Source organism: Streptomyces sp. NPDC090077 (assembly GCF_044747545.1).
Lineage (GTDB): Bacteria > Actinomycetota > Actinomycetes > Streptomycetales > Streptomycetaceae > Streptomyces.
The window spans coordinates 369,021-393,540 of sequence record NZ_JBIVEG010000002.1 but is presented as its reverse complement, the minus strand read 5'-3'; the positions used below and the strand labels follow the sequence as shown (position 1 = coordinate 393,540).

General features: G+C 76.3%; 6 protein-coding genes. All 6 read left to right on the top strand.

From position 1 onward, the window contains the following. Positions 1-56 precede the first annotated feature (56 nt). The 6 genes from ACIPW5_RS05965 (at position 57) to ACIPW5_RS05940 (ending at position 24,373) form a co-directional block, all read left to right on the top strand. Positions 57-272, top strand: coding sequence for an MbtH family protein (locus ACIPW5_RS05965; RefSeq protein ID WP_401240923.1), 216 nt, complete (start codon positions 57-59; stop codon positions 270-272). A 39-nt stretch (positions 273-311) separates the two neighbouring features. Continuing rightward, the gene (locus ACIPW5_RS05960) at positions 312-581 is read left to right on the top strand and encodes a phosphopantetheine-binding protein (RefSeq protein WP_401240921.1); all 270 of its coding nucleotides are present in this window, start codon (positions 312-314) and stop codon (positions 579-581) included. Positions 582-650: 69 nt separating this feature from the next. Next, positions 651-1,973, top strand: a complete 1,323-nt coding sequence (gene entS, locus ACIPW5_RS05955; protein ID WP_401240918.1) for an enterobactin transporter EntS — start codon at positions 651-653, stop codon at positions 1,971-1,973. A gap of 73 nt (positions 1,974-2,046) precedes the next feature. After that, positions 2,047-16,350, top strand: coding sequence for an amino acid adenylation domain-containing protein (locus tag ACIPW5_RS05950; RefSeq protein WP_401240915.1), 14,304 nt, complete (start codon positions 2,047-2,049; stop codon positions 16,348-16,350). After that, positions 16,347-23,561 (top strand): amino acid adenylation domain-containing protein, encoded by a 7,215-nt coding sequence (locus ACIPW5_RS05945; RefSeq protein ID WP_401240912.1) that lies wholly within the window; start codon positions 16,347-16,349, stop codon positions 23,559-23,561. Before ACIPW5_RS05950 ends, ACIPW5_RS05945 begins: the two co-directional genes overlap by 4 nt. Further along, positions 23,558-24,373, top strand: a complete 816-nt coding sequence (locus tag ACIPW5_RS05940; RefSeq protein WP_401240909.1) for a 2,3-dihydro-2,3-dihydroxybenzoate dehydrogenase — start codon at positions 23,558-23,560, stop codon at positions 24,371-24,373. The genes ACIPW5_RS05945 and ACIPW5_RS05940 overlap by 4 nt, the downstream gene beginning before the upstream one ends. The last annotated feature ends 147 nt before the right edge of the window (positions 24,374-24,520 follow it).

Sequence of the window (24,520 nt, the reverse complement as noted above, 5' to 3'; positions counted from 1 at the left end):
ACACGACCCCCGGCGCGGCGGACCGCCGCCGCGCCCGCACACGAGGAGACACCCCCATGGCCACGAACCCCTTCGAGGACGCCGACGCCCGCTACTTCGTCCTGGTCAACGACGAGAACCAGCACTCCCTCTGGCCCGCCTTCGCCGCGGTGCCGGACGGCTGGCGCGTGGTGCACGGCGAGGACAGCCGCGAGGGCTGCGCCGCGTACACCGAGGAGCACTGGACCGACATGCGGCCGGCCAGCCTCGTGGCGGCCGAAGCCGCCCGCTGACCCCGCCCCCCACCCCACACACAGAGGAACCCGCCTGCCATGACCGCCTCCCCCGACGACGTACGCGCCCCCGCACCGGAACCGGACTTCGGCCTCGACCGCCTGCTCCGGGACGTCGCGGACGTGCTGTGCGCCGAGCCCGAGGAGATCGACCCCGACGAGAACCTCCTCGACCAGGGGCTCGACTCGATCCGGCTGATGTCCCTGGTGTCCCGCTGGCGGGCCGAGGGCGCCCGGACCGCCTTCGTGGACCTGGCCGAGCGGCCCACCCTGCGGGAATGGGCCGAACTCCTCGCGCCCGCCGCCTGATCCGCCACCTCCCCTTCCCCTCCGCCCCGCCGTCCCTCCCCCTCCCTCCCCGTATCCCCCGGAGTCCTGGTGTCCCTGCGCGACCTCGTCATCGACATAGAACCGCTGCGCGCCTCACGCGACTTCCGCGCCGTCTTCATCGCCCGCGTGGTGTCGCTGTTCGGCCTGGGCATGGCCACCGTCGCCCTGTCCGCGCAGGTATGGGGCATGAGCCGGTCCACCTTCCAGGTGGCCGTGGTCAGCATGATCATGAGCATCAGCGTGCTGGCCGGGTCGCTGTGGGGCGGCATGATGGCGGACCGCATGGACCGGCGGACGCTGATCCTGTGGGCACGGGGTGCCGCGGCCCTGGCCTTCGCGGGGCTCGCCGTCAACGCCTGGCTGCCCGAACCGTCCCTGTGGGCGGTGCAGTTGTGCGTCGCCTGGGACGGCCTGGCGTCGGGCGTCAGCGTCACCGCGCTGATGGCCGCCGCCCCCGGTCTGGTCCGCGAGGACCAGCTCCCGGCCGCCGGCGCGCTGATGTCCCTCACCGGCGAGATCGGCTCCATCACCGCCCCGTTCCTGGGCGGCGTGCTGCTGGCCGCGTGGGGGCCCGCCCCCGTCTTCGCCTTCACCGCCGCGACCACCGCCCTCACCACGCTGCTGATCACCCGGGTCCGGCCGCTGCCGCCCGGCGGCGGGGACGAGGAGGAGGCCGGCGGCGGCAAGCCCTCCCGGTCCCCCCTCGCGGCCTTCCGGTTCGCCCTGCGCGACCGCGTCGTGGGCGGCCTGGTCCTGCTCGGCGGTGTGACCGCGGTCTTCAACGTGCCCGTGGTCCTCTTCCCAGAGATGGTGGACCGCCGGTTCGGCGGCGGCGAGGTGATGCTCGGCCTCCTCTACACGGCACCGGCCGTGGGCGCCGTACTCGTCTCGGCGACCAGCGGCTGGCTCGGCCGGGCGGCCCGCCCCGGACGGCTGCTGCTGGCCGCCGCGTTCACCGGAGGCCTCGCCACCCTCGGCTTCGGCCTGAGCGGCGACCCCGTGCTCGCCTTCGCGCTGCTGGCCGTCGGCGGCGCCGCCGGGACCGTGTACGAGATCCTCGAGTACGCCCTCGTCCAGCACCACACCCCCGACGCGATGCGCGGCCGCGTCGTCAGCGTGATCACCGCCCAGGGCACCAGCGGCGACATCGTCGGCGACGCCGAGGTCGCCGCGATCGCCCGCTGGTTCAGCCCGGCCGGGGCCGCGGTCTTCAACGGCGCGGTCTGCGCCGTCGCCGCCGTGGCGGTCGCCGTGGCCGTACCCGGACTGCGCCGGGCCACGCTCCCCGCGCCCGGCGCGGACGACGACGGACCGCACGGCCCCGCCGGCGCCCCCGAGGCCCCGGCCGCGCCCGCCGCGCCCCGCGCCTGACCCCCTCCGCCGCACCCCACTCCCCCGGCCGGCCGCCGTCCCGGTCCCGCCGACGACCTCTGGAGCACCACCCATGAGCGACCGCACCCCCCAGCGTCTCCCCCTCACCGGGGCCCAGACCGGCGTCTGGTACGGCCAGCGGCTCGACCCGCGATCCCCGGTCTTCAACGTCGGCCAGTACATCGAGGTCCAGGGCCCCCTGGACGCCGGCCTGTTCACCGCCGCGCTGCGCCGCACGGTCGCCGAGTGCGAGGCGCTCACCGTCACCTTCGGCGAGGACGCCGACGGGGAGCCGTACCAGCTGGCGCGGCCCGGCACGGACCCCGGGCCGGCGGTCGTCCAGGTCCTCGACCACACCGGCCAGGACGACCCGTACGGCACCGCGCTGTCCCTGATGCGCCGTGACATGGCCACCCCCGCGGACCCGGCCGAGGACCCCCTCTACCGCTTCGGCCTGCACCGGGTCGCCCCGGACCGGACCCTCTGGTACCAGCGGGTCCACCACATCGCCCTCGACGCCTACGGGTTCTCCCTCGTCTCCCGGCGCGCCGCCGAGGTCTACACGGCCCTCGCCGAGGGCCGCGAGCCCGGCCCCGCCCCCTTCCCCGGCCTGACGGCGATCCTCGACGAGGAGGCCGCCTACCTCGGCTCCGAACGCCACGCGGCGGACCGGGCGTACTGGCGGGAGCGCCTCGCGGAGCTGCCCGGGCCGGCCCCGCTGAGCGGCGCCGCACACCCCGCGGCGCACTCGTTCCTGCGCGCGCACGCCGAGCTCGGCCCCGGGCCGACCGGCCTGCTGCTGGCCGCCGCCCGGTCCGTGCGGGCCGGCTGGTCCGATGCGGTGACCGCCGCGTTCGCCGCCTGGCTGCACCGGGCCGGCGGGGCCGAGGACATGGTCCTCTCCCTGCCCGCCATGGCCCGGCTCGGCTCGGCGGCGCTGCGCGTACCGGCGATGGTGGTCAACGTGCTGCCGCTGCGGGTCACCGTCCGGCCGGGGACCCCGTTCGGCGAACTGGTCGCCGACGTGGCCGCCGGGGTGCGCGGACTGCGCCGCCACCAGCGCCACCGCGCCGAGGACATCCGCCGCGAGCTCGGTCCCGGCCGCCCGGAGGGCGCGGGCGCCTTCGGCCCGATGCTCAACGTCAAGGCCTTCGACTACGGCCTGGACTTCGCCGGGGCGCCCGCCACCGTGCACAACGTCGCCGCCGGCCCCGTGGACGACCTGACCCTCGGCGTCCACCACGACGAGGCCGAGGGCCGGATCCGGCTGGAGCTGGACGCCAACCCCGACGCCTACGACCAGGAGACGGTGACCGCGCTCCTCGCCGAGTTCGCCCACTTCCTCCAGGCCTGCGCCGAGGCCGGTGCCGGGTCCCCGGTGGGCCGCCCCGACCTGCTCGCCCCCGCCGCCCTGGCGGCGGCCGTCGCCGCCGCCGGCGACACCGCCCGCCCCCTGCCGGCCGGCCCGGTCGTGGCCTCCTTCGAGGAGGCCGCGCGCCGCCACGCCGACGTGCCCGCCGTGATCGCCGGGGACACCGTCCTCGACCACGCGGAGCTGCACGCGCGGGCCGGGCGGCTGGCCCGTCTGCTGATCGCGCGGGGCGTCGGCCCCGAGTCGTTCGTGGGCCTGGCCCTGCCCCGCACCGCCGACCTGGTGGTGGCGCTCCTCGCGGTCCTCAAGGCGGGCGGCGCCTACCTCCCGCTGGACCTCGCGTACCCGGCGGACCGGCTCCGCTTCATGGTGGACGACGCCCGCCCGGTGTGCGTGCTCACCACCCTGGACAGCGCCGCCCTCGCCCCGGACGCCCCCGGCACCGAGCGCATCGTGCTGGACGCCCCCGACACCCTCGCCGCGCTGGCCGCGCTCCCCTCCGGCCCGGTCGGCGACGCCGAACGGACGGCTCCGCTGACCGGCGGCCACCCCGCGTACGTGATCCACACCTCCGGTTCCACCGGCCGCCCCAAGGGCGTGGTCGTCCCGCACGCGGCGCTCGCCACCTTCCTGCACGTGCAGGCCGAGGCGCTCGCCCTCGCCCCCGGGGACCGTCTCGTCGCGGTCACGACCGTCTCCTTCGACATCCACGTCCTGGAGCTGCACACCCCGCTGCTGTGCGGGGCGACGATCGTCCTCGCCGACCGCGACACGGTCCGCGAACCCTCCGCGCTGGCCGCCCTCGTGGACGCCCACCGGCCCGCCGTGATGCAGGCGACCCCCTCGCTGTGGCACGCCCTGCTGGAGGACGGCCGGCCCGCCGCGCTGTCCGGGACCCGCGTGCTCGTCGGCGGCGAGGCCCTGCCCGCCGCGCTCGCCGAACGCCTCGCCCGCACGGCGCGGTCGGTCACCAACGTGTACGGGCCCACCGAGGCCACCGTGTGGGCCACCTCCGCCGACCTCGCGGCGGACCACACCGGCGTGCCCGGCATCGGCCTGCCGTTCCGCAACACCCGTGCGCACGTGCTGGACTCGGCGCTGCGCCCGGTCCCGGCCGGCCGGGCCGGCGAACTGTACCTGGCCGGCGCCCAGCTGGCCCGGGGCTACCTGGGCCGTCCGGCCCTCACCGCGGAGCGGTTCACCGCCGACCCGTTCGGCCCGGCGGGCTCGCGCATGTACCGCACCGGCGACCTCGTCCGCCGGGACCGGGACGGCGGGCTGGAGTTCCTCGGCCGGGCCGACGACCAGGTGAAGCTGCGCGGCCACCGGATCGAGCCGGGCGAGGTCGAGGCGGCGCTCGCCGCGGCCGCCGGCACGGGCCGGGCCGTCGCCCTGGTGCGGGAGGACGAGCCGGGCCGTCAAATGCTGGTCGGCTACGTCACCGGTGCGGCCGACGGCTCCGGCCCCGACCCGGCCGCGGTGCGGGGCGCCGTCGCCGACGTGCTGCCCGGCTACATGGTGCCGGCCGCGGTCCTCGTGCTGGACGCATTCCCGCTGACCGCCAACGGCAAGGTGGACCGCAAGGCGCTGCCCGCTCCGGCGGCGGACCCGGCCGGTGCGGGCGGACGCCCCTCGGGCGGGGCCCGCGAGGAGATCGTCACCGGTGTCCTCGCCCATGTCCTGGGCGTCCCCGCACTCGGCCCGGACGACGACTTCTTCGCCCACGGCGGCCACTCGCTGCCGGCCTCCCGCGCGGCGGCCCGGCTGCGGTCCGCGCTGGGCGCCGACTGCACGATCCGCGACGTGTTCGAGTCGCGGACCGCCCGGGCGCTCGCCGCCCGGCTGGACGGCCGGACCTCCGCGGACCGCCCGGCCCCCGCCCCGGCCGCCCGGCCGGCCGTACTGCCGCTGTCGTACGCACAGCAGCGGCTGTGGTTCCTCCACCAGCTGGAAGGCCCCTCGACCACCTACAACATCCCGTTCTCCGTACGGTTCGACGAGCGCCTCGACGCCCCGGCCCTGGACGCGGCGCTCGCCGACACCGTGGCCCGGCACGAGGCCCTGCGCACCGTGTTCGAGGAGCACGACGGCGTTCCCGCGCAGCGGGTGCTGCCCGTGGACGGTGCCGGTGTGCGGCTGCGCCTGGTGGAGGCAGACGGCGCCGATGCCGTCGAGGCGGCGATGGCCGGGGCGCTCGGCCACCGCTTCGACCTGGCGGCGGGCGCCCCGGTCCGGGTGACGCTGGTCCGCCCCCGGTCCGGTGCCGGTGACGTGCTGGTGGTGCTACTGCACCACATCGCCTCCGACGAGTGGTCGATGGGCCCCTTCCTGGCCGATCTGACGCAGGCCTACGCCGCCCGCCGGGCGGGCCGGGCCCCGGAGTCCGCCCCGCTGCCCGTGCAGTACGCCGACTACGCGCTGTGGCAGCGCGAGCTGCTCGGCGACCCCGCCGACCCGGATTCGACGGCCGGCGCGCAGGCCGCGTACTGGCACCGGACGCTGGCCGGGGCGCCCCCGGAGCTCGCGCTCCCCGCGGACCGGCCCCGCCCGGCCACCGCGGCCGAGGCGACGGCCGGGGCCCTGGTGCACCGGCCGGTCCCGGACGGGGTCGCCGACGGGATCCGGCGGCTGGCGCGGGAGACCGGCACCAGCGTCTTCATGGTGGTCCACGCGGCGCTCGCCGGTCTGCTGCACCGGCTCGGCGCGGGTGAGGACGTGGTCCTCGGCTCGCCCGTCGCGGGACGCTCCGACAGCGTCCTCGACGGCCTGGTCGGGTTCTTCGTCAACACCCTGGTGCTGCGTACCGACCTGAGCGGCGATCCGACGTTCGCGGAGCTGCTGGACCGGGTGCGGACCGCCGATCTGGCGGCCCTGGACCACGCCGACCTGCCGTTCGACGCCGTGGTGGAGGCCGTGGCGCCGGAGCGGTCCCCGGTACGGCACCCCCTGTTCCAGACGATGGTCTCGCACAGCACGGTCAGCCAGGACCTCGGCTCGCTGTTCGGGCTGGACGCGCGGGTGGACCGGATCGACCCGGGTGCCGCCAAGTTCGACCTGGACGTCACCTTCTCCGACTCCGCGCACGGCACCGGTCTGGAACTGGAGGTGTTCTACGCGACCGCCCGCTTCGACGCGGCCACCGCCACCGCCTTCACCGAGCGGCTGCTGCGGGTCCTGGCCGAAGCGGTCTCGGAGCCCTCGCGCCCCGTCTCCGGCTGGGAGCTGCTCGACCGGCCCGAGCGGGCCGCCCTGGAGCGGTGGAACGCCACCGGCAGGCCGGTCGCCCCCGAGCCGGTGACGGCCGTGTTCGCCGCGCGGGCGGCCGCCTCACCGGACGCCACCGCCGTGGTGGCGGGCGCGGAGCGGCTGTCCTTCGCCGAGCTGGACGAGCGGGCGGGCCGGCTGGCGGCCCTGCTCGCGGCCGCCGGTGCGGGCCCGGACACGGTCGTGGCCCTCGCCGTCCCCCGGTCCGCGGACACCGTGGTTGCTCTGCTGGCGGCTCTGAAGGCGGGTGCGGCGTACCTGCCGCTGGACCTGGACCACCCGGCCGACCGGCTCGCCTTCATGCTCGGCGACGCCGCGCCGGTGTGCGTGGTGACCACGCGGGCGGCCGCCGGGCGCGTGCCGGGCGTACCGGCCCTGGTGCTCGACGACCCGGAGACCGCGGCCCGGCTCACCTCGGCGGCGCCGCTGCCGCAGGTGCCGGTGCATCCGGAGCACGCCGCGTACGTCATCTACACCTCGGGGTCCACGGGCGTGCCGAAGGGCGTGGTGCTGCGGCACGCGGGCCTGACCCGGCTCTTCCGCGACCACGAGCGCGACCTGTACGGGCCGGTCGCGGACCGGCTGGGCCGCCGGGTGCGGGCCCTGCACACGGCGTCGTTCTCCTTCGACTCCTCCTGGGAGCAGCTGCTGTGGCTGGTCGCCGGGCACGAGCTGCACGTCCTCGACGAGTTCGGGCGGCGCGACGCGGAGGCCGTCGTCGCGTACGTGCGCGAGCACCGGATCGACGCCCTGGACGTGACGCCGTCGTACGGGCGCCGGCTGCTCGACGCCGGACTGCTGGCGGGCTCGTGGCGGCCGCCGCTGTTCCTGCTCGGCGGCGAGGCCGTGCCGCCCGGCATGTGGGCGGAGCTGCGCGAGTTCCCGGACGTCGAGACCGTCAACTACTACGGACCGACCGAGTTCACGGTCGACGCGCTGGTGGCGCGGGTGGCCGACGGCCCGTCCCCGGTGGTGGGCAGGCCGCTGGACAACACCCGGGCGTACGTGCTGGACGCGCGGCTGCGTCCGGTGCCGCCGGGCGTGCCCGGCGAGCTGTACCTGGCCGGTGAGCAGAGCGCGCGGGGCTACCTGGGCAGGCCCGCGCTGACCGCGGAGCGGTTCGTCGCCGACCCGGCGGGGGCGCCCGGTACCCGCATGTACCGCACGGGCGACCTGGCGCGGTGGCGGGCGGACGGGCTGCTGGAGTTCCTGGGCCGGGCCGACGACCAGGTGAAGATCCGCGGCTTCCGCGTGGAGCCGGGGGAGGTGGAGGCGGCGCTGGCCGCGCTGGAGGGCGTGTCGGCGGCCGCGGTGGTGGTGCGCGAGGACCTGCCCGGCGCCGCCGGAGCGCCGGAACTGGTCGGGTACGCCGTGGCGGACCGGGCCGAACCGGAGGAACTGCGGCGGCAGTTGGCGGCGGCCCTTCCGGAGCACCTGGTGCCGGCCGCGGTGGTGGTGCTTCCGGTACTGCCCGTGAACGTGAACGGCAAGCTGGACCGGGCGGCGCTGCCGGTGCCGGGCCCGCGCGCAGCGGGTGAGTCCCGGGCGCCGCGCGGGGCGGCCGAGGAGCGGATCGCGGCGGTGTTCGCCGAGGTGCTGGGGCTGGCGTCGGTCGGCGCGGAGGACGACTTCTTCCGGCTGGGCGGGCATTCTCTGCTCGCGACGCGCCTGGTGGCCCGGATCCGTGCCGCCGGTACGGCGTGCTCGGTACGGGACGTGTTCGAGGCGCGCACGGTGGCCGGGCTCGCGCAGCGGCTCGCGGGCCGGGGTGGCGCGGGCCGCCCCGAACCCGTGGCGGCGGCGCGGCCGGAGCGGCTGCCGATGGCCTTCGCCCAGGCGCGGCTGTGGTTCCTGGACCGCCTCGACGGCGCGTCGGCCACGTACAACGTGCCGCTGGCGCTGCGGCTGACCGGGCCGCTGGACGCGGCCGCGCTGCGGTCGGCGGTCGGCGACGTGGTGATCCGCCACGAGGCGCTGCGCACGGTGTACGGCGAGGACGCGGCGGGCCCGTACCAGCGGGTGCTGGCGCCGGGCGGGACGGAGGTGCCGTTCGCGGTGACGGCCGTGCCGGCCGGCGGGGCCGACGCGGCGCTGGACGAGGCCGCCGGGTACGCCTTCGACCTGGAGCGGGAGCTCCCGGTCCGGGTGACCCTGCTGGAGGAGGGGCCCGAGGCGCACACGCTGCTGGTCCTCTTCCACCACATCGCCTCCGACGAGTGGTCGACGGGGCCGTTCCTGGCCGATCTGGCGCACGCCTACGCGGCGCGCTGCGACGCGGGCCGGGCGCCGGAGTTCGCCCCGCTGCCCGTCCAGTACGCCGACTACGCGCTGTGGCAGCGGGAGCTGCTGGGCGAGGCCGCGCAGCCCGGCTCGGTCGCCGCCGAGCAGTCCGCGTACTGGCGGGGGGCGCTGGCCGGGATCCCGGCCGAGCTCACGCTGCCCGCGGACCGCGGCCGCCCGGCGGTGCCCTCGTACGGGGGCCGGACGGTGTCGGTGGGCCTGCCGGAGCACCTGGTCGCCGGGCTGGAGGCGCTGGCCTCCTCCTCGGGGACCACGGTGTTCGCGGTGGTGTCGTCCGCGGTGGCCGCGCTGCTGCACCGGCTCGGCGCGGGCGACGACCTCCCGCTGGGCTTCCCCGCGTCGGGGCGTTCGGCGGAGTCCCTGGACCCGCTGGTGGGGTTCTTCGTGAACACCCTGGTGCTGCGGGCCGACGCGTCCGGGGACCCGGAGTTCGGGGAGCTGCTGGCGCGTACGGCGCGGGCGGCGACCGGGGCCCTGGACCACGCCGACCTGCCGTTCGACGCGGTGGTCGAGGCGGTGGCCCCGGAGCGCTCGCTGTCGCGGCACCCCCTGTTCCAGACGATGGTGGCGTACGAGGGCGGGGCGGCCGTGCCGGCCGGCCTGTTCGGCGGGGCGGTGACGGCGCGGGAGCGGACCGTCGGCGCGGGCGCCGCCAAGTTCGACCTGGAGGTGCTGTTCCGGCGGACGCCGTCCGGGATGACGTGCGGGATCCGTTACGCGGTCGACCTGTTCGACGAGCCGACGGTGATGGTGCTGGCGGGGCGGCTGGTGCGGCTGCTGGACTCCGTGACCGCGGATCCGTCCGTACGGCTGTCGCAGATCGCGCTGCTGGACGGGGCCGAGCGGGAGCAGGTCCTCTCCGGGTTCAACGACACGGCCGTGGCACTGGACGGACCGGCCACCCTCGCCGGCCTGGTCGCCGCGGGCGCGAACCGCGCCCAGGGCCCGGCCCTGGTCTACGAGGACACGGAAACCTCCCGCCCCGACTTCGAAGCCGCCGTCAACCGGCTCGCCCGGCTGCTCATCGGCCGCGGCGTCGGACCCGAGTCCGTCGTCGCCGTCGCCCTCCCCCGCTCCGCCGAACTCCTCATCGCCCTCCACGCGGTCATCCGGGCCGGCGGCGCCTACCTCCCCCTCGACCCGTCCCTTCCCGCCGACCGGCTCGCGTACATGACGGCGACGGCGCGTCCGGTGTGCCTGCTGACCGACGCGGTGTCAGCGGCCGCCGTTCCGGCGTCCGACGGGACGGGTGTGGTGCTGCTGGACGCGCCGGGAACGGGCGCGGAGCTGGCCGGGCTGCCGGCCGGTCCGGTCGAGGACGCGGAGCGTACGGCTCCGCTGCGGCCCCACCACCCCGCGTACCTGATCTTCACCAGTGGTTCGACGGGACGGCCGAAGGGGGTGCTCGTCGAGCACGAGGCCATCGTGAACCGCCTGGAGTGGATGCAGCACGCCTACGCGCTGACGGCGCGGGACCGGGTGCTGCACAAGACGCCGACGGGCTTCGACGTCTCGGTGTGGGAGCTGTTCTGGCCGCTCGCCCAGGGCGTCCCCCTGGTCATCGCCCGCCCCGACGGCCACAAGGAGCCGGCGTACCTGGCGGATCTGATCGGCGAACAGCGGGTGACGGTCTGCCACTTCGTGCCCTCGATGCTCGGCGCCTACCTGGCCGAGCACACGATCGAGGCAACGCCGTCGCTGCGGCTGGTCGTGTGCAGCGGTGAGGCCCTGACGACCGATCTGACGGACCGCTTCCACGCCCACAACGCGCACGACGCCGAGCTCGCGAACCTCTACGGCCCGACCGAGGCCGCCGTCGACGTCACCGCCCACACCACCACCCCCGACCACCCACACCCCACCGCACCCATCGGCACCCCCGTCTGGAACACCCAGACCTACGTCCTCGACCACCACCTCAACCCCGTACCCCCCGGCACCCCCGGCGAGCTCTACCTCGCCGGCACCCAACTCGCCCGCGGATACCTCCACCGACCCCACCTCACCGCCGAACGCTTCACCGCCAACCCCCACGGAACCCCCGGCACACGCATGTACCGCACCGGAGACCTCGTACGCCAAACCCCCGACGGCACCCTCCACTACCTCGGCCGCACCGACCACCAAATCAAACTCCGCGGCCTGCGCATCGAACCCGCCGAAATCGAAACCACCCTCACCACCCACCCCCACCTCACCCACACCACCGTCCAACTCCGCGAAGACACCCCGGGAGTCCAGCACCTGGTGGCCTACGTGGTCCCGGCGGCCGGGACGGACGAGCCGGACGAGGCGGAGCTGCGGGCGTGGGCGGGCGACCGGCTGCCCGAGTACATGGTGCCGAGCTTCTTCGTGACGCTGGCCGAGCTGCCGCTGTCGCCGAACGGCAAGCTCGACCGCAAGGCCCTGCCGGCCCCGGAGCTGCACGGGGCCAGTGGCTCCCGGGCCCCGCGCGACGCTCGGGAGGAGATCGCCGCGGGTGTGCTGGCGGACGTCCTGGGGCTGCCGTCGGTCGGCGCGGACGACGACTTCTTCGCGCTCGGCGGGCACTCCCTGCTGGCGGCCCGGGCGGCCGCCCGGCTGCGGGAGGCCCTGGGCGGGGAGTGCGCCGTGCGCGACGTGTTCGAGCTGCGGACCGCGGCCCGGCTGGCCGCGCGCCTCGCAGGGCGGGGCGCCGGGTCCGGTGACGGCCGTCGGCTGCCCGTACTGGCCGAGGCGGCCGCGCGGCGCGCCAACCGCCCCGAACTGTCCTACGCACAGCACCGGCTGTGGCTGCTGGACGCGCTGCGCGGCACCGGCACGGTCTACAACGTGCCGGTCGCGGTCCGGCTGCGCGGCCCGGTGGACGCGGAGGCGCTGCGCGCCGCCGTGCAGGACCTGGCGGCCCGGCACGAGGTGCTGCGGACGGTGATCGCGGAGGAGGACGGCCGCCCGTACCAGCGGGTGCTGCCCGCGGAGCGGGCCGTGGTGCCGGTGGAGGTCCGGGAGGTGTCCGCCGACCGGCTGCGGGCCGAGGCGGAGGCCGCGGGGTCGTACGCCTTCGACCTGGAGCGGGACCTGCCGCTGCGGGTGACGCTGCTGCGGGCCGCGCCCGATGACGCCGTGCTGCTGGTGCTGCTGCACCACATCGCCACCGACGAGGCCTCGGCCGGCCCGCTGCTGGCGGACCTGTCGGCGGCGTACGCGGCGCGCTGCGACGCGGGCCGGGCACCGGAGTTCGCCCCGCTGCCCGTCCAGTACGCCGACTACGCGCTGTGGCAGCGGGAGCTGCTGGGCGAGGCCTCCGACCCCGGGTCGCCGGCCGCCGCCCAGGCCGCGTACTGGCGCGGGGCGCTGGCCGGGATCCCGGCCGAGCTGGTGCTGCCGGCCGACCGCGGCCGGCCGGCGGAACCGACGTTCCGGGGCGGGGTGGTGCCGTTCTCCGTGTCCGCGGCGACGGCGGACGGGCTGCTGCGGCTCGCCCGGACGGCCGCGGCGACCCCGTTCATGGTGGTGCACGCGGCGGTCGCGGCCCTGCTGCACCGGCTGGGCGCGGGCGAGGACATCCCGCTCGGCAGCCCGGTGTCGGGGCGCGGCGGGGCGGAGCTCGACGGGCTGGTCGGGTTCTTCCTGAACACCCTGGTGCTGCGCACCGACGTGTCCGGCGACCCGGGGTTCAGCGAGCTGGTGGCCCGGGTGCGGGACACGGCGCTGGCCGCCTTCGCCCATGCGGACCTGCCGTTGGAGGCGGTCGTCGAGGCGGTGGGGCCGGAGCGGTCCCGCGCCCGCAATCCGCTGTTCCAGACGATGGTGACGTACCACTCGGTGGCGGAGTCCGCGCGGGAGCTGTTCGGGGCTCCCGCCGAGGAGTTCCGGGTGGAGACCGGCGGGGCGAAGGTGGACCTGGAGCTCGCCTTCGGCACCCTGCTGCCGGGCAGCGGCTTCGAGGGCGGGATCCGGTACGCCGCGGACCTGTTCGACGAGCCGACGGTCGAGGCGCTCGCCGGGCGGCTGGTGCGGCTGCTGGAGGCGGTGGCGGGCGATCCGTCGGTGCCGCTGTCGCGGATCGCGCTGCTGGACGGGGCCGAGCGGGAGCAGGTGCTGTCCGGGTTCAACGACACGGCCGTGGCGCTGGACGGACCGGCCACCCTCGCCGGCCTGGTCGCCGCGGGGGCGGACGGCGCCCAGGGCCCGGCCCTGGTCTCCGAGGGCACGGAAACCTCCCGCCCCGCCTTCGAGGCCGCCGTCAACCGGCTCGCCCGGCTGCTCATCGGCCGCGGCGTCGGACCCGAGTCCGTCGTCGCCGTCGCCCTGCCCCGCTCCGCCGGACTCCTCATCGCCCTCCACGCCGTCATCCGGGCCGGCGGCGCCTACCTCCCCCTCGACCCGTCCCTTCCCGCCGACCGGCTCGCGTACCTGCTGGACAGCGGCGGCCCGGTGCTCGCGCTGGCGGACGCCGCCTCGGCGGCGCTACTGCCGCCCGGTCCGGACGTCCCGCTGGTCGTGCTGGGTTCACCGGCGGTGGAGGCGGAGCTCGCCCATCAGGCCGAGGGGCCGGTGGCGGACGCGGAACGGGTCGCACCACTGCTGCCCCGCCACCCCGCCTACGTCATCTTCACCAGTGGTTCGACGGGACGGCCGAAGGGCGTGCTGATCGAGCACGAGGCCATCGTCAACCGCCTGGAGTGGATGCAGCACGCCTACGCACTCACCCCGGCCGACCGGGTGCTGCACAAGACCCCCACCGGCTTCGACGTCTCCGTGTGGGAGCTGTTCTGGCCGCTCGCCCAGGGCGTCCCCCTGGTCATCGCCCGCCCCGACGGCCACAAGGAACCCGACTACCTCAACGGCCTCATCACGGAACAGCAGGTCACGGTCTGCCACTTCGTGCCCTCGATGCTCGGCGCCTACCTGGCCGAGCACACGATCGACGCCACGCCGTCGCTGCGGCTCGTGGTGTGCAGCGGTGAGGCCCTGACCGCCGACCACACCCGGCGGTTCCACGCCCACAACACCCACCGCGCGGAGCTCGCGAACCTGTACGGACCCACCGAGGCCGCCGTCGATGTCACCGCCCACACCACCACCCCCGACCACCCACACCCCACCGCACCCATCGGCACCCCCGTCTGGAACACCCAGACCTACGTCCTCGACCACCACCTCAACCCCGTACCCCCCGGCACCCCCGGCGAGCTCTACCTCGCCGGAACCCAACTCGCCCGCGGATACCTCCACCGACCCCACCTCACCGCCGAACGCTTCACCGCCAACCCCCACGGAACTCCTGGCGCACGCATGTACCGCACCGGAGACCTCGTACGCCAAACCCCCGACGGCACCCTCCACTACCTCGGCCGCACCGACCACCAGATCAAACTCCGCGGCCTGCGCATCGAACCCGCCGAAATCGAAACCACCCTCACCACCCACCCCCACCTCACCCACACCACCGTCCAACTCCGCGAAGACACCCCGGGGGTACGACGGCTGGTCGCCTACGTGGTGCCGGCCGAGGGCCGCACGGTCGACGCGGCGGAGCTGCGGGCCCTGGCCGCCGCCCGGCTGCCGGAGTACATGGTCCCGTCGGCGTTCGTGACGCTGGAGCGGCTGCCGCTGTCGGCCAACGGCAAGCTGGACCGCGGGGCGCTGCCCGCGCCGGCGCTCCCGGCGGCCGCTACGGCCGCCGCGGCGGGCGTCCCCGCCGCCGTCCCCGCCGGGGAGCCGGTGGACGTCCTGCGGGCCCTGGTCGCCGAGGTGCTGGGCCTGGCGGCGGTCGGGCCGGACGACAACTACTTCGAGCTGGGCGGCGACAGCATCGTCTCCATCCGGCTGGTGGGCCTGGCGCGGAAGGCGGGGCTGACCATCTCGGCGCGCCAGGTCTTCCAGCACCCGACGCCGGCCGCCCTGGCGTCCGTCGCCACCCGGCGCGCGGACGCCGCGGCGGCGCCCGTACGGCCGGCGGACGGCGGGCCGGGCCCGCTGCCGCTGCCGCCGGTGGCGCAGTGGCTCGCCGAACGCGGCGGCCCCTTCGCCTCGTTCGCGCAGGCCCGGCTGGTGCGGCTGCCGGCCGGCACCGACCGGGCGGCCCTGGTGGCCGCGCTGCAGGCCGTACTGGACCACCACGACGCTCTGCGGCAGACGCTGACGGTGGCCCGGCCCGGGGTGTGGAGCGCCGAGGTGCGGCCCGTGGGAGCGGTGCCGGCCGCGTCGGTCCTCGACCCGGTGGACGCGGTGGGGGCCGGTGACGCCGAGCTGCGGGAGCTGCTGGCCCGGGAGTCGGGGCGGGTCTCGCGGCTGCTGGACCCGGAGTCCGGCGTGATGCTGCGGGCGGTCCACTTCGACCGCGGTCCCGATGCCTCCGGGCGCCTGCTGCTGGCGGCCCACCACCTGGCGGTGGACGAGGTGTCCTGGCAGATCCTGCTGCCCGACCTGCGGGCGGCGTACGAGGCGGTGGCCGCCGGCCGGCCTGCCGTCCTGGAACCGGTGCCGACCTCGCTGCGGACCTGGACGTCCCATCTGCTGGCCGAGGCCCAGGCGCCGCGGCGGACGGCCGAACTGGACCACTGGCTCGCGGCCTCCGCGGCAACGGCTCCGCTGCTGGCGGACCGCCCGCTGGACCCGCGCACCGACACCGCGGCGACGGCCCGGAAGCTGACCGTGCGGGCCTCCGCGGAGCGTACGGCGCCGCTGCTGCGGGAGGTGCCGGCGGCCTTCCACGGCACCGTCGGCGACACCCTGCTGACCGCGTTCGCGCTGGCCGCCGGGGACCTCGCGGCCCGTCACGGGCTGCCGTCCGGCGACGGGTTCACGGTGGACCTGGAGGGGCACGGCCGCGAGCAGGAGCTGCTTCCGGGTGCGGACCTGACCCGGACGGTGGGCTGGTTCACGTCCATCCACCCGCTGCGGATGACGGCCCGGTCCTACGACCCGGCCGGTGTGCTGGCGGGCCGGGACGACGCCGGTGCCGCCCTGAAGGAGGTCAAGGAGCTGCTGCGGCAGGTCCCGGACGGCGGGCTCGGCGCGGGCCTGCTGCGGTACGCCAACCCGGCCGCCGCACGGCTCTTCGACGGCTCCGCGCGGCCCGAGGTGCTCTGGAACTACCTGGGCCGGCAGACCGGCGCGGCGGACCCCGACTGGGGGCCCGCCGCGGAGGCCGACGCCCTCGCCGCCCGGCCCGACCCGCTGCTGCCGCTGTCCCATCCCCTGGAGATCACCACCGAGATCGGTGACGGCCCGGACGGGCCCGCACTGACCGCGACGTTCACCTGGGCCGGCGGGGCGGTCCCGCAGAACACCGTCGGGGAGCTCGCGGACGGCTTCCTGGCCGCCGTCGACGCCCTGGCCGCCTGGGCGGCCGACGGCACCACCGGGGGGTACACCCCCTCGGACCTCGACCTGGTCGACCTCGACCAGGACCAGATCACGATGCTCGAAGACATGTGGAGGGCACAGCAGTGACCCAGGCCAAGATCGAGGACATGCTCCCGCTGTCCCCCTTGCAGCAGGGCATGCTGTTCCACTCGCTGTACGACGGCGCCGCCCCCGACGTCTACACCGTGCAGGTGTCGGTGTCGCTGGCCGGACCGGTGGACGCGGAGCGGTTGGAGCGGGCGGGCGCCGCGCTGCTGCGCCGCCACCCCAACCTGCGGGCCGGGTTCTGGCACGAGGGGGTGCCGCAGCCGGTGCAGTTCGTGCCGGCCGAGGTGTCCTTCGTCCTGGACCGGGTCGACCTCTCCGACGACCCGTCGCCGGCCGCGGTGCGCCGGGTGGAGCGCGCGGAGCTGGCGAAGCGGTTCGCCCTGCACCGGCCGCCGCTGCTGCGCCTGGTGCTGGCCCGGCGGGGTCCCGAGGACCACCTGCTGGTGGTGACGGTGCACCACGTCCTGGTGGACGGCTGGTCGATGCCGCTGCTGGTGGGTGACCTGCTCGCGCTGTACGAGGCGGACGGCGGCCCCGGCGGTCCGGGCCCGGTCCGCCCGTACAAGGAGTACCTGCGGTGGCTGAAGGCCCAGGACGGTCCGGCCGCGGAGGCCGCGTGGCGCGGGGCGCTGGCCTCGCTGGACGGGCCGACGCTGGTGGCGGCGGCCGACGCGGGCCGGCTGCCGGTGCGGCCGGGCGTGCACCGGCTGGAGCTGACGGCCGAGGCCACCTCCCGGCTGACGGGGGCGGCGCGCCGCCTGGGCACCACGCCGAGCACGCTGGTCCAGGCGGCCTGGGGGCTGCTGCTGGGGTCGCTCACGGGCCGGGACGACGTGGTGTTCGGCCTGACCGTCTCCGGGCGGCCCGAGGAGATACCGGGTGTCGAGGCGATGGTGGGCCTGTTCATCACCACCGTGCCGGTCCGGCTGGCGGCCCGCCCGTGGGACACGGTGGGCGGGCTCGTACGCCGCTTCCGGGACGAGCAGAACGCCCTGCTGGCCCACCACCACCTGGGGCTGCGGCTGATCCAGAAGCAGGCGGGCGGGGGCGAGCTGTTCGACACGCTCGTGGTGGTGGAGAACTATCCGGTGGACCCGTCCGCCCGGCCCGCGCTGTCCGACGGCGTCCGGGTGGCCGGGGTCGAGGCCCGCGACGGCACGCACTACCCGCTGACGCTGGCGGTGAACCTGGACGAGCGGGCCGAACTCGCCGTCGAGTACCGGCCGGACCTGTACGACGCCCGGGACGCGGCCCGGATCGCGGCCCGGCTGGCGGGCCTGCTGGAGCAGCTGGCGGGGGACCCGGACACGCCGGTGGGTGCGCTGCGGATGCTCGCGGCAGACGAGCCGGGCGCCGTCCGGCCGGGGCTGCGCGGCGCGTCCCGCGCGGTGCCCGCCGGCACCGTCGCCGACCGGTTCGCGGAGCGGGCGGCGGCCACCCCGGACGCGTGCGCGGTCGTCGCGGGCGACGGCCGGCTGACGTTCGCCGCGCTGGACGCCCGCGCCAACGCCCTCGCCGGGCTGCTGGCCGGCCGGGGCGTGGGTCCCGAGGACGTCGTGGCCCTGGCCGTGCCCCGGTCCACGGACGCGGTCGCGGCGGTCCTCGCGGTGCTGAAGACCGGTGCCGCGTACCTGCCGCTGGACCTGGACCACCCGGCGGACCGGCTGGCGCTGATGCTGGACGACGTCCGGCCGGCGTGCGTGGTGGCCACCTCCGCGGCGCTCGCCCTGCTGCCGGCCGGCGAGGCCGCGGGGGCGGGGCGGGTGGTGCTGGACGCCCCGGAGACGGCGGCGGAACTGGCCGTCGCCCCGGCCTCCTTCAGCGCGCCGCGCAGGGCGCTGCCCGGGCACCCGGCGTACGTGATCCACACCTCGGGTTCGACGGGTGTGCCCAAGGGCGTCGTGGTGACCCACGGCGGCCTGTCGGCGCTGTACGCCAACCACGTGGCGGCGGTCTTCGGGCCCGCGGTGGCGGCGGCAGGCGGGCGGCGGCTGCGCGCCCTGCACACCGCGTCGTTCTCCTTCGACACCTCCTGGGAGCAGCTGTTCTGGCTGGTGCTGGGCCACGAGCTGCACGTGCTGGACGAACGGGACCGGCGGGACGCCGAGTTCACGGTGCGCTACGTCCGCGAGCGGCGGATCGACGCGCTGGACGTGACGCCGACGCACGCGCAGGCGCTGCTGGAGTGCGGGCTCCTGGACCGGGGAGTGCACCGGCCGGGGCTGGTGCTGCTCGGCGGCGAGGGCGTGCCGGACACCCTGTGGCGGCAGGTCAGGGACACGCCGGGGGTGATGTCGGTCAACCTGTACGGGCCGACCGAGTACACGGTGGACGCGCTGGCGGCCGACCTGTCGGTGTCGGCGACGCCCGTGGTGGGCCGGCCCATCGGCAACACGGCGGCGTACGTGCTGGACGGTGCGCTGCGGCCGGTTCCGCAGGGCACGCCCGGCGAGCTGTACCTGGCGGGCGCGGGCGAGGTCCGCGGCTACCTGCGGCGGCCCGCCGCATCGGCGGAACGTTTCATCGCCGATCCGTTCGGCACCCCGGGCGGACGGATGTACCGCACGGGGGACCTGGTGCGGCTGCGCGGTGACGGGCAGCTGGAGTTCCTCGGCCGGGCCGACGACCAGGTGAAGATCCGCGGCCACCGGGTGGAGCCCGCCGAGGCGGAGGCCGCGCTGGCGGCCCTCGACGGTGTGGCCTCGGCCGCCGTGGTGGTCCGCGAGGACACCCCGGGCGTGCGCCGGCTGGTGGGCTACGTGACCGGCACCGCGGACCCGGAGCAGGCGCGCAAGCAGCTCGGGGAGCAGCTGCCCGAGTATCTGGTGCCGTCCGCGGTGGTGGTGCTGCCGGCCCTGCCGGTGACGGTGAACGGCAAGCTGGACCGTGCGGCGCTGCCGGCCCCGGTGCTGTCCGGCACGGCTTCCTCGCGGGGGCCGCGCGGGCCCCGGGAGGAGGCCCTGTGCGCGGTGTTCGCCGAGGTGCTGGGGGTGGAGCGGGTCGGCGCCGAGGACGACTTCTTCGCCCTGGGCGGTGACAGCATCGTCTCCATCCGGCTGGTGGCGCGGGCCCGCAAGGAGGGCCTGCTGCTCTCGCCCCGGGACGTGTTCGAGCACCGTACGCCGGCCCGGCTGGCGCAGGCGGCCGCGGCCGCGGGCTCCGGCGACGCCGCCGGGTCCACCGCCGCGTTCCTCTCCGGGACCGGTCCGCTGGTGGAACTCTCCGGGGCGGAACGGGCGCTGCTGGACGACGCCTTCCCGGCGGCCGGCGAGGTGCTGCCGCTCTCCCCGCTCCAGGAGGGCCTGTACTTCCACGCCCGGTACGACGACCGCGCCCTGGACGTCTACCTGATGCAGAACTTCGTCGAACTGCTCCACGAGGTCGACGCGGCCGCGCTGCGGGAGGCCTTCGACGGCCTGCTGCGCCGGCACCCGAACCTGAGGTCCGGCTTCCGGCACGAGGGGCTTCCGCACCCCGTCCAGGTGGTGCCGTCCGCCTGGGACCTGCCGTGGCGGGAGCTGGACTGGTCGGACCTGGACCGGGCCGGGCAGGACCGCGCGCTCCGGGAGTTCTCGCTGGCCGACGCGGCCGAGCGGTTCGACCTCGGGGCTCCCCCGCTGGTGCGGGTGACGCTGGTGCGGATGGCCGCCGACCGGTGGGTGCTGTGCGTGACGCAGCACCACATCCTCACCGACGGCTGGTCGGAGTCGCTGTTCTTCGAGGAGCTGTTCGCCCTGTACGGGGCGCGCGGCGACGAGTCGGTGCTGGCGCCCGTCACCCCGTACCGCGACTACCTGCGGTGGCTGGCCGCGGTGGACACCGGGGAGGCGGTGCGCGCCTGGCGCGGCCACCTCGCGAGGCTGGACCAGGGCACGCTGGTCGCGGCGGCCGATCCGGCCCGGCCGCCGGTCACGGCCGAGGTGGTGGACCTGTCGCTGGACGAGGAGTCCAGCGACCGCCTGCGGGAGTTCGCCCGGGGCGCCGGGATCACCCTGAACACGGTGCTGTCCACGGCGTGGGCGATGGCGCTGGCCGGGATGACCGGCCGCGACGACGTGGTGTTCGGCGCGACGGTGTCGGGCCGCCCCGCGGGGCTGCCGGGCGTCGACCGCATGATCGGCATGTTCATGAACACCCTGCCGTTCCGGGTGACCCTGAGGCCGGCCGAACCGGTGCGGGACCTGCTGGTACGGGTCCAGTCGGAGCACGCCGGCCTGCTGCCGCACCACTACACGGGTCTGGGCCGGATCCAGCGCGAGACCGGCATCGGCCAGCTCTTCGACACCCTGTACGTGTTCCGCAACACCCCGCTGGACGACTCCGCCCGCCGGGACGCGGTGGCCGAGCACCACATCGGGTGGACCCACAGCGTCGACGGCACCCACTACCCGCTGACCCTCGCGGTCACCCCGGGACGGGCGCTGGAACTGACCCTGGCCTACCGCCCCGACCTGTACGACGCGGCGACGGCGCAGCGGCTGGCCGCCCGGGTGGCCCTGCTGGTGCGCTCGATCGCGGCGGACGGCTCGGTCGCGGTGGGCCGGCTGCCCACCCTGCCGGAGCCTGAGCGGGCCGCGCTGCTGGAGCTCGGCGACGAGAGCGGGCACCCGTTCCCCGACGTGTCGGTGGCGGACCTCTTTGCCGCGCAGGCCGCCCGTACGCCGGACGCCACCGCGCTGGTCTTCGGGGACGAGCGGCTGAGCTACGCCGAGCTGGCCTCCCGGTCCGACCGGCTGGCCCGCGCGCTGCGGGCGCGCGGGGCCGGCCCGGAGCGGGTGGTGGCCCTGGGCCTGCCGCGCTCCGCGGACTTCGTGGTCGCGCTGCTCGCGGTGCTGAGGACCGGCGCCGCCTATCTGCCGCTGGACCTGGACCACCCGGTGGACCGGCTGGCGGCCATGGTCGGGGACGCCGGTGCGCTGTGCCTGGTGACGGCCGGACCGGTGGCGGGCCGGGTGCCCCGGGTGGCGGGGGTACCGCTGCTGGCCCTGGACGCGCCGGACACCGTGGCCGAGCTCGCCGCCCTGTCCGGCGGGGCGTGGACGCAGGAGGAGCGGGCCGGCCACCGGGACGGCAGGCACCCGGCGTACGTCATCTACACCTCGGGCTCGACCGGGCGCCCCAAGGGCGTGGTCGTTCCGTACGCGGGGCTGGCGAACATGCTGGCCAACCACCGTGAGCGGATCTTCGCGCCGGCCGTGGAGCTGGCCGGCGGCCGCCGGATGAAGGTGGCCCACACCGTGTCCTTCGCCTTCGACATGTCCTGGGAGGAGTTCTTCTGGCTGCTCGACGGGCACGAGGTGCACGTCATCGGCGAGGAGCTGCGGCTGGACCCGGCGGCGCTGACCGCGCACTACGACCGGGTGGGCATCGACGTGGTCAACGTGACGCCGTCGTACGGGCAGCAGCTCGTGGACGCCGGGCTGCTGGATGCCGGACGGCACCGGCCCGCGCTGGTCCTGCTGGGCGGCGAGGCCGTCCCGGACTCGCTGTGGACGCTGCTGGCCGGGACGGACGGCACGATGGCGTACAACCTGTACGGGCCGACCGAGTACACCATCAACGCGCTCGGCGCCGACGTGGCCGACAGCCCCGACTCGTGCGTGGGCCGCCCGGTCCACAACACCCGCGCCCATGTACTGGACGGGGCGCTGCGCCCGGCCGCGCCGGGGGTTCCCGGCGAGCTGTACCTGGCGGGCGCGGGTCTCGCCCGCGGCTACCTGGGCAGGCCCTCCCTCACCGGGGAGCGGTTCGTGGCCGATCCGTTCGGCGGGCCGGGTACGCGGATGTACCGGACCGGCGACCTGGTGCGCTGGCGGGCGGACGGCGGCCTGGACTACCTGGGCCGGGCCGACGACCAGGTGAAGATCCGCGGGTTCCGGATCGAGCCGGGCGAGATCGAGTCGGTGCTCGCCGGGTTCCCCGAGGTGGCCGCGGCCGCGGTGGCGGTGCGCACCGGTCCCGGCGGGGTCGAGCGCCTCGTCGCGTACACCGTGCCCGCCGCCGGGGCGCAGGACCCCGGCGCCGGCGCGGAGGGGCTGCGCGCGCGGCTGGCGGCGGTACTGCCGGAGTACATGGTGCCGGCCGCGTTCGTGGAACTGGCCGCGCTGCCGCTGACCGTGAACGGCAAGACGGACCGGGCCGCGCTGCCGGCCCCGGACTTCGGCGACGGCGGCGGCCGGCCCCCGAAGGACGCCCGCGAGGAGCTGCTGGCCCGGATCTTCGCCGAGGTGCTCGGCCTGGGGTCGGTCGGCGTGGAGGACAACTTCTTCGAGCTGGGCGGGCATTCGCTGCTGGCGATGCAGCTGGTCGGCAGGATCCGCGACGCGCTGGGGGTCGCCGTCCAGGTCGGTGCGGTGATGTCCGCGCCGACGGTGGCCGACATCGCCGCGCGGATCGCCGGGGACGCCCGGGAGGACGCGCTGCGGGTGCTGATGCCGCTGCGCGAACGGGGCACCGCGCTGCCGCTGTTCTGCTTCCACCCGGCGTCCGGGTTCGCCTGGCAGTACACGGGCCTGCTGCGCCACCTCGACCCGGACCGGCCGGTGTACGGCCTCCAGTCGCCCGGCCTGGCCGGGGAGCCGCCCGAGGTCGCGGACGTCGCCGGGCTGGCCGAGGTGTACCTGGAGCGGATCCGCGCCGTGCAGCCCGAGGGGCCGTACCACTTCCTCGGCTACTCCTTCGGCGGGACCGTGGCCCACACCCTGGCGGCGCTGCTCCAGGAGCGCGGCGAGGAGGTGGCCTTCCTCGGCCTGCTGGACGCCTACCCGCCGGAGACCGAGGACTGGTCGTACGCGGACTCCCCCGACTGGCGCGAACGGCTGGAGCGGGAGGAGTCCGGGTTCCTGCGCGCGGTGGCCGGACCCGACTCCGCGGCGGCCGGAGCGGCGGACCGGGAGGAGCGCACCGCCGCGATCCGGGACAGCCGCGGTCTGCTCGCCGGCTTCGACGGGCACCTGCTCGACGCGATCGTGTCGGTGAACGTGCACTGCGTCCGGCTGCTGTCCCGCAGCCGGACCCGCTCCTACCGCGGTGACGTGCTGTTCTTCACCGCCTCCCGGACCACCCCGGCGGAGGAGGCGCCGGCCCTGGTGTGGCCGCCCTACCTGTCCGGGCGGCTGGAGGAGCACGTACTGGACCTCGGCCACGACGAGCTGATGTCCCCGGCCGCGCTGGACCGGATCGGGCCGGTGCTGGACCGCGCCCTGGCCGCCGTACGCACGCGGAACACGACGATGGGGAGCACGAGATGACGGAATCCGGAGCCTCCGGGCACCTGCGGTTCGCGGGCCGGGTCGCGTTCGTGACCGGCGCCGGCCGGGGCATCGGGGAGGCGGTCGCCCGCACCCTGTACGCCCAGGGCGCCTCGGTGGTCGCCACCGACGTCGACGGCGCCGCGGTCGCCGCCGTCGCCGCCGCGCTCGCCGGGAGCGCGGCCGCCCCGCCGCCGGGCAGGTTCCTGGCCCGCCCCCTGGACGTGGCCGATCCCGGCGCGGTGCGCGCCGCGGTCGCCGCCGCGGTCGCGGAACTCGGGCCGGTGGACGTCCTGGTGAACGTGGCCGGGGTGCTGCACACCGGCCCGGCCGCCGCCGTCGACGACGAGGCCTGGGCCCGGGTGTTCGCGGTGAACTCCAGCGGCGTGTTCCACACCTGCCGGGAGATCGCCCCGGCGATGGCCGGGCGGGGCCGCGGCAGCATCGTCACCGTCGCCTCCGACGCGGCGGGCGTACCGCGCGTGGGCATGGCCGCGTACGCCGCCTCGAAGGCGGCCGCCACGATGTTCACGAAGTGCCTGGGCCTGGAGTACGCCCGCAGCGGCGTCCGCTGCAACGTGGTCGCGCCCGGCTCTACCGACACCGCGATGCAGCGTTCCCTGTGGGAGGGCGACAGCGTCCCGCAGCGGGTCCTGGAGGGCGATCCGGGCCGCTACCGCAACGCCGTCCCGCTCGGCCGGATCGCCGACCCGGCGGACGTCGCCGACGCCGTCGCCTTCCTCGCCTCCGACGAGGCCCGCCACATCACGATGCAGCAGCTGTACGTGGACGGCGGCGCCTCGATGCGCTGACGGGCCGGCCCGGCCGCAGCCCCTGAAGTCCCCGAAGTCCCCGAAGTCCCCGGGAACACGCGCGATCGCGCCGCGCCGCGTGCGCCTTCGCGCCACCCGCACCCCCTGCCTGCCCCCCCTGCGCGCCCCGCGCGCAGCAGCCCTGAG

Excerpts from the sequence above, each read along its gene's own strand:
- ACIPW5_RS05950 (WP_401240915.1), top strand. The coding sequence starts at position 2,047 with ATGAGCGACCGCACCCCCCAGCGTCTCCCCCTCACCGGGGCCCAGACC.
- ACIPW5_RS05940 (WP_401240909.1), top strand. The coding sequence starts at position 23,558 with ATGACGGAATCCGGAGCCTCCGGGCACCTGCGGTTCGCGGGCCGGGTC.
- ACIPW5_RS05965 (WP_401240923.1), top strand. The coding sequence starts at position 57 with ATGGCCACGAACCCCTTCGAGGACGCCGACGCCCGCTACTTCGTCCTG.
- ACIPW5_RS05960 (WP_401240921.1), top strand. The coding sequence starts at position 312 with ATGACCGCCTCCCCCGACGACGTACGCGCCCCCGCACCGGAACCGGAC.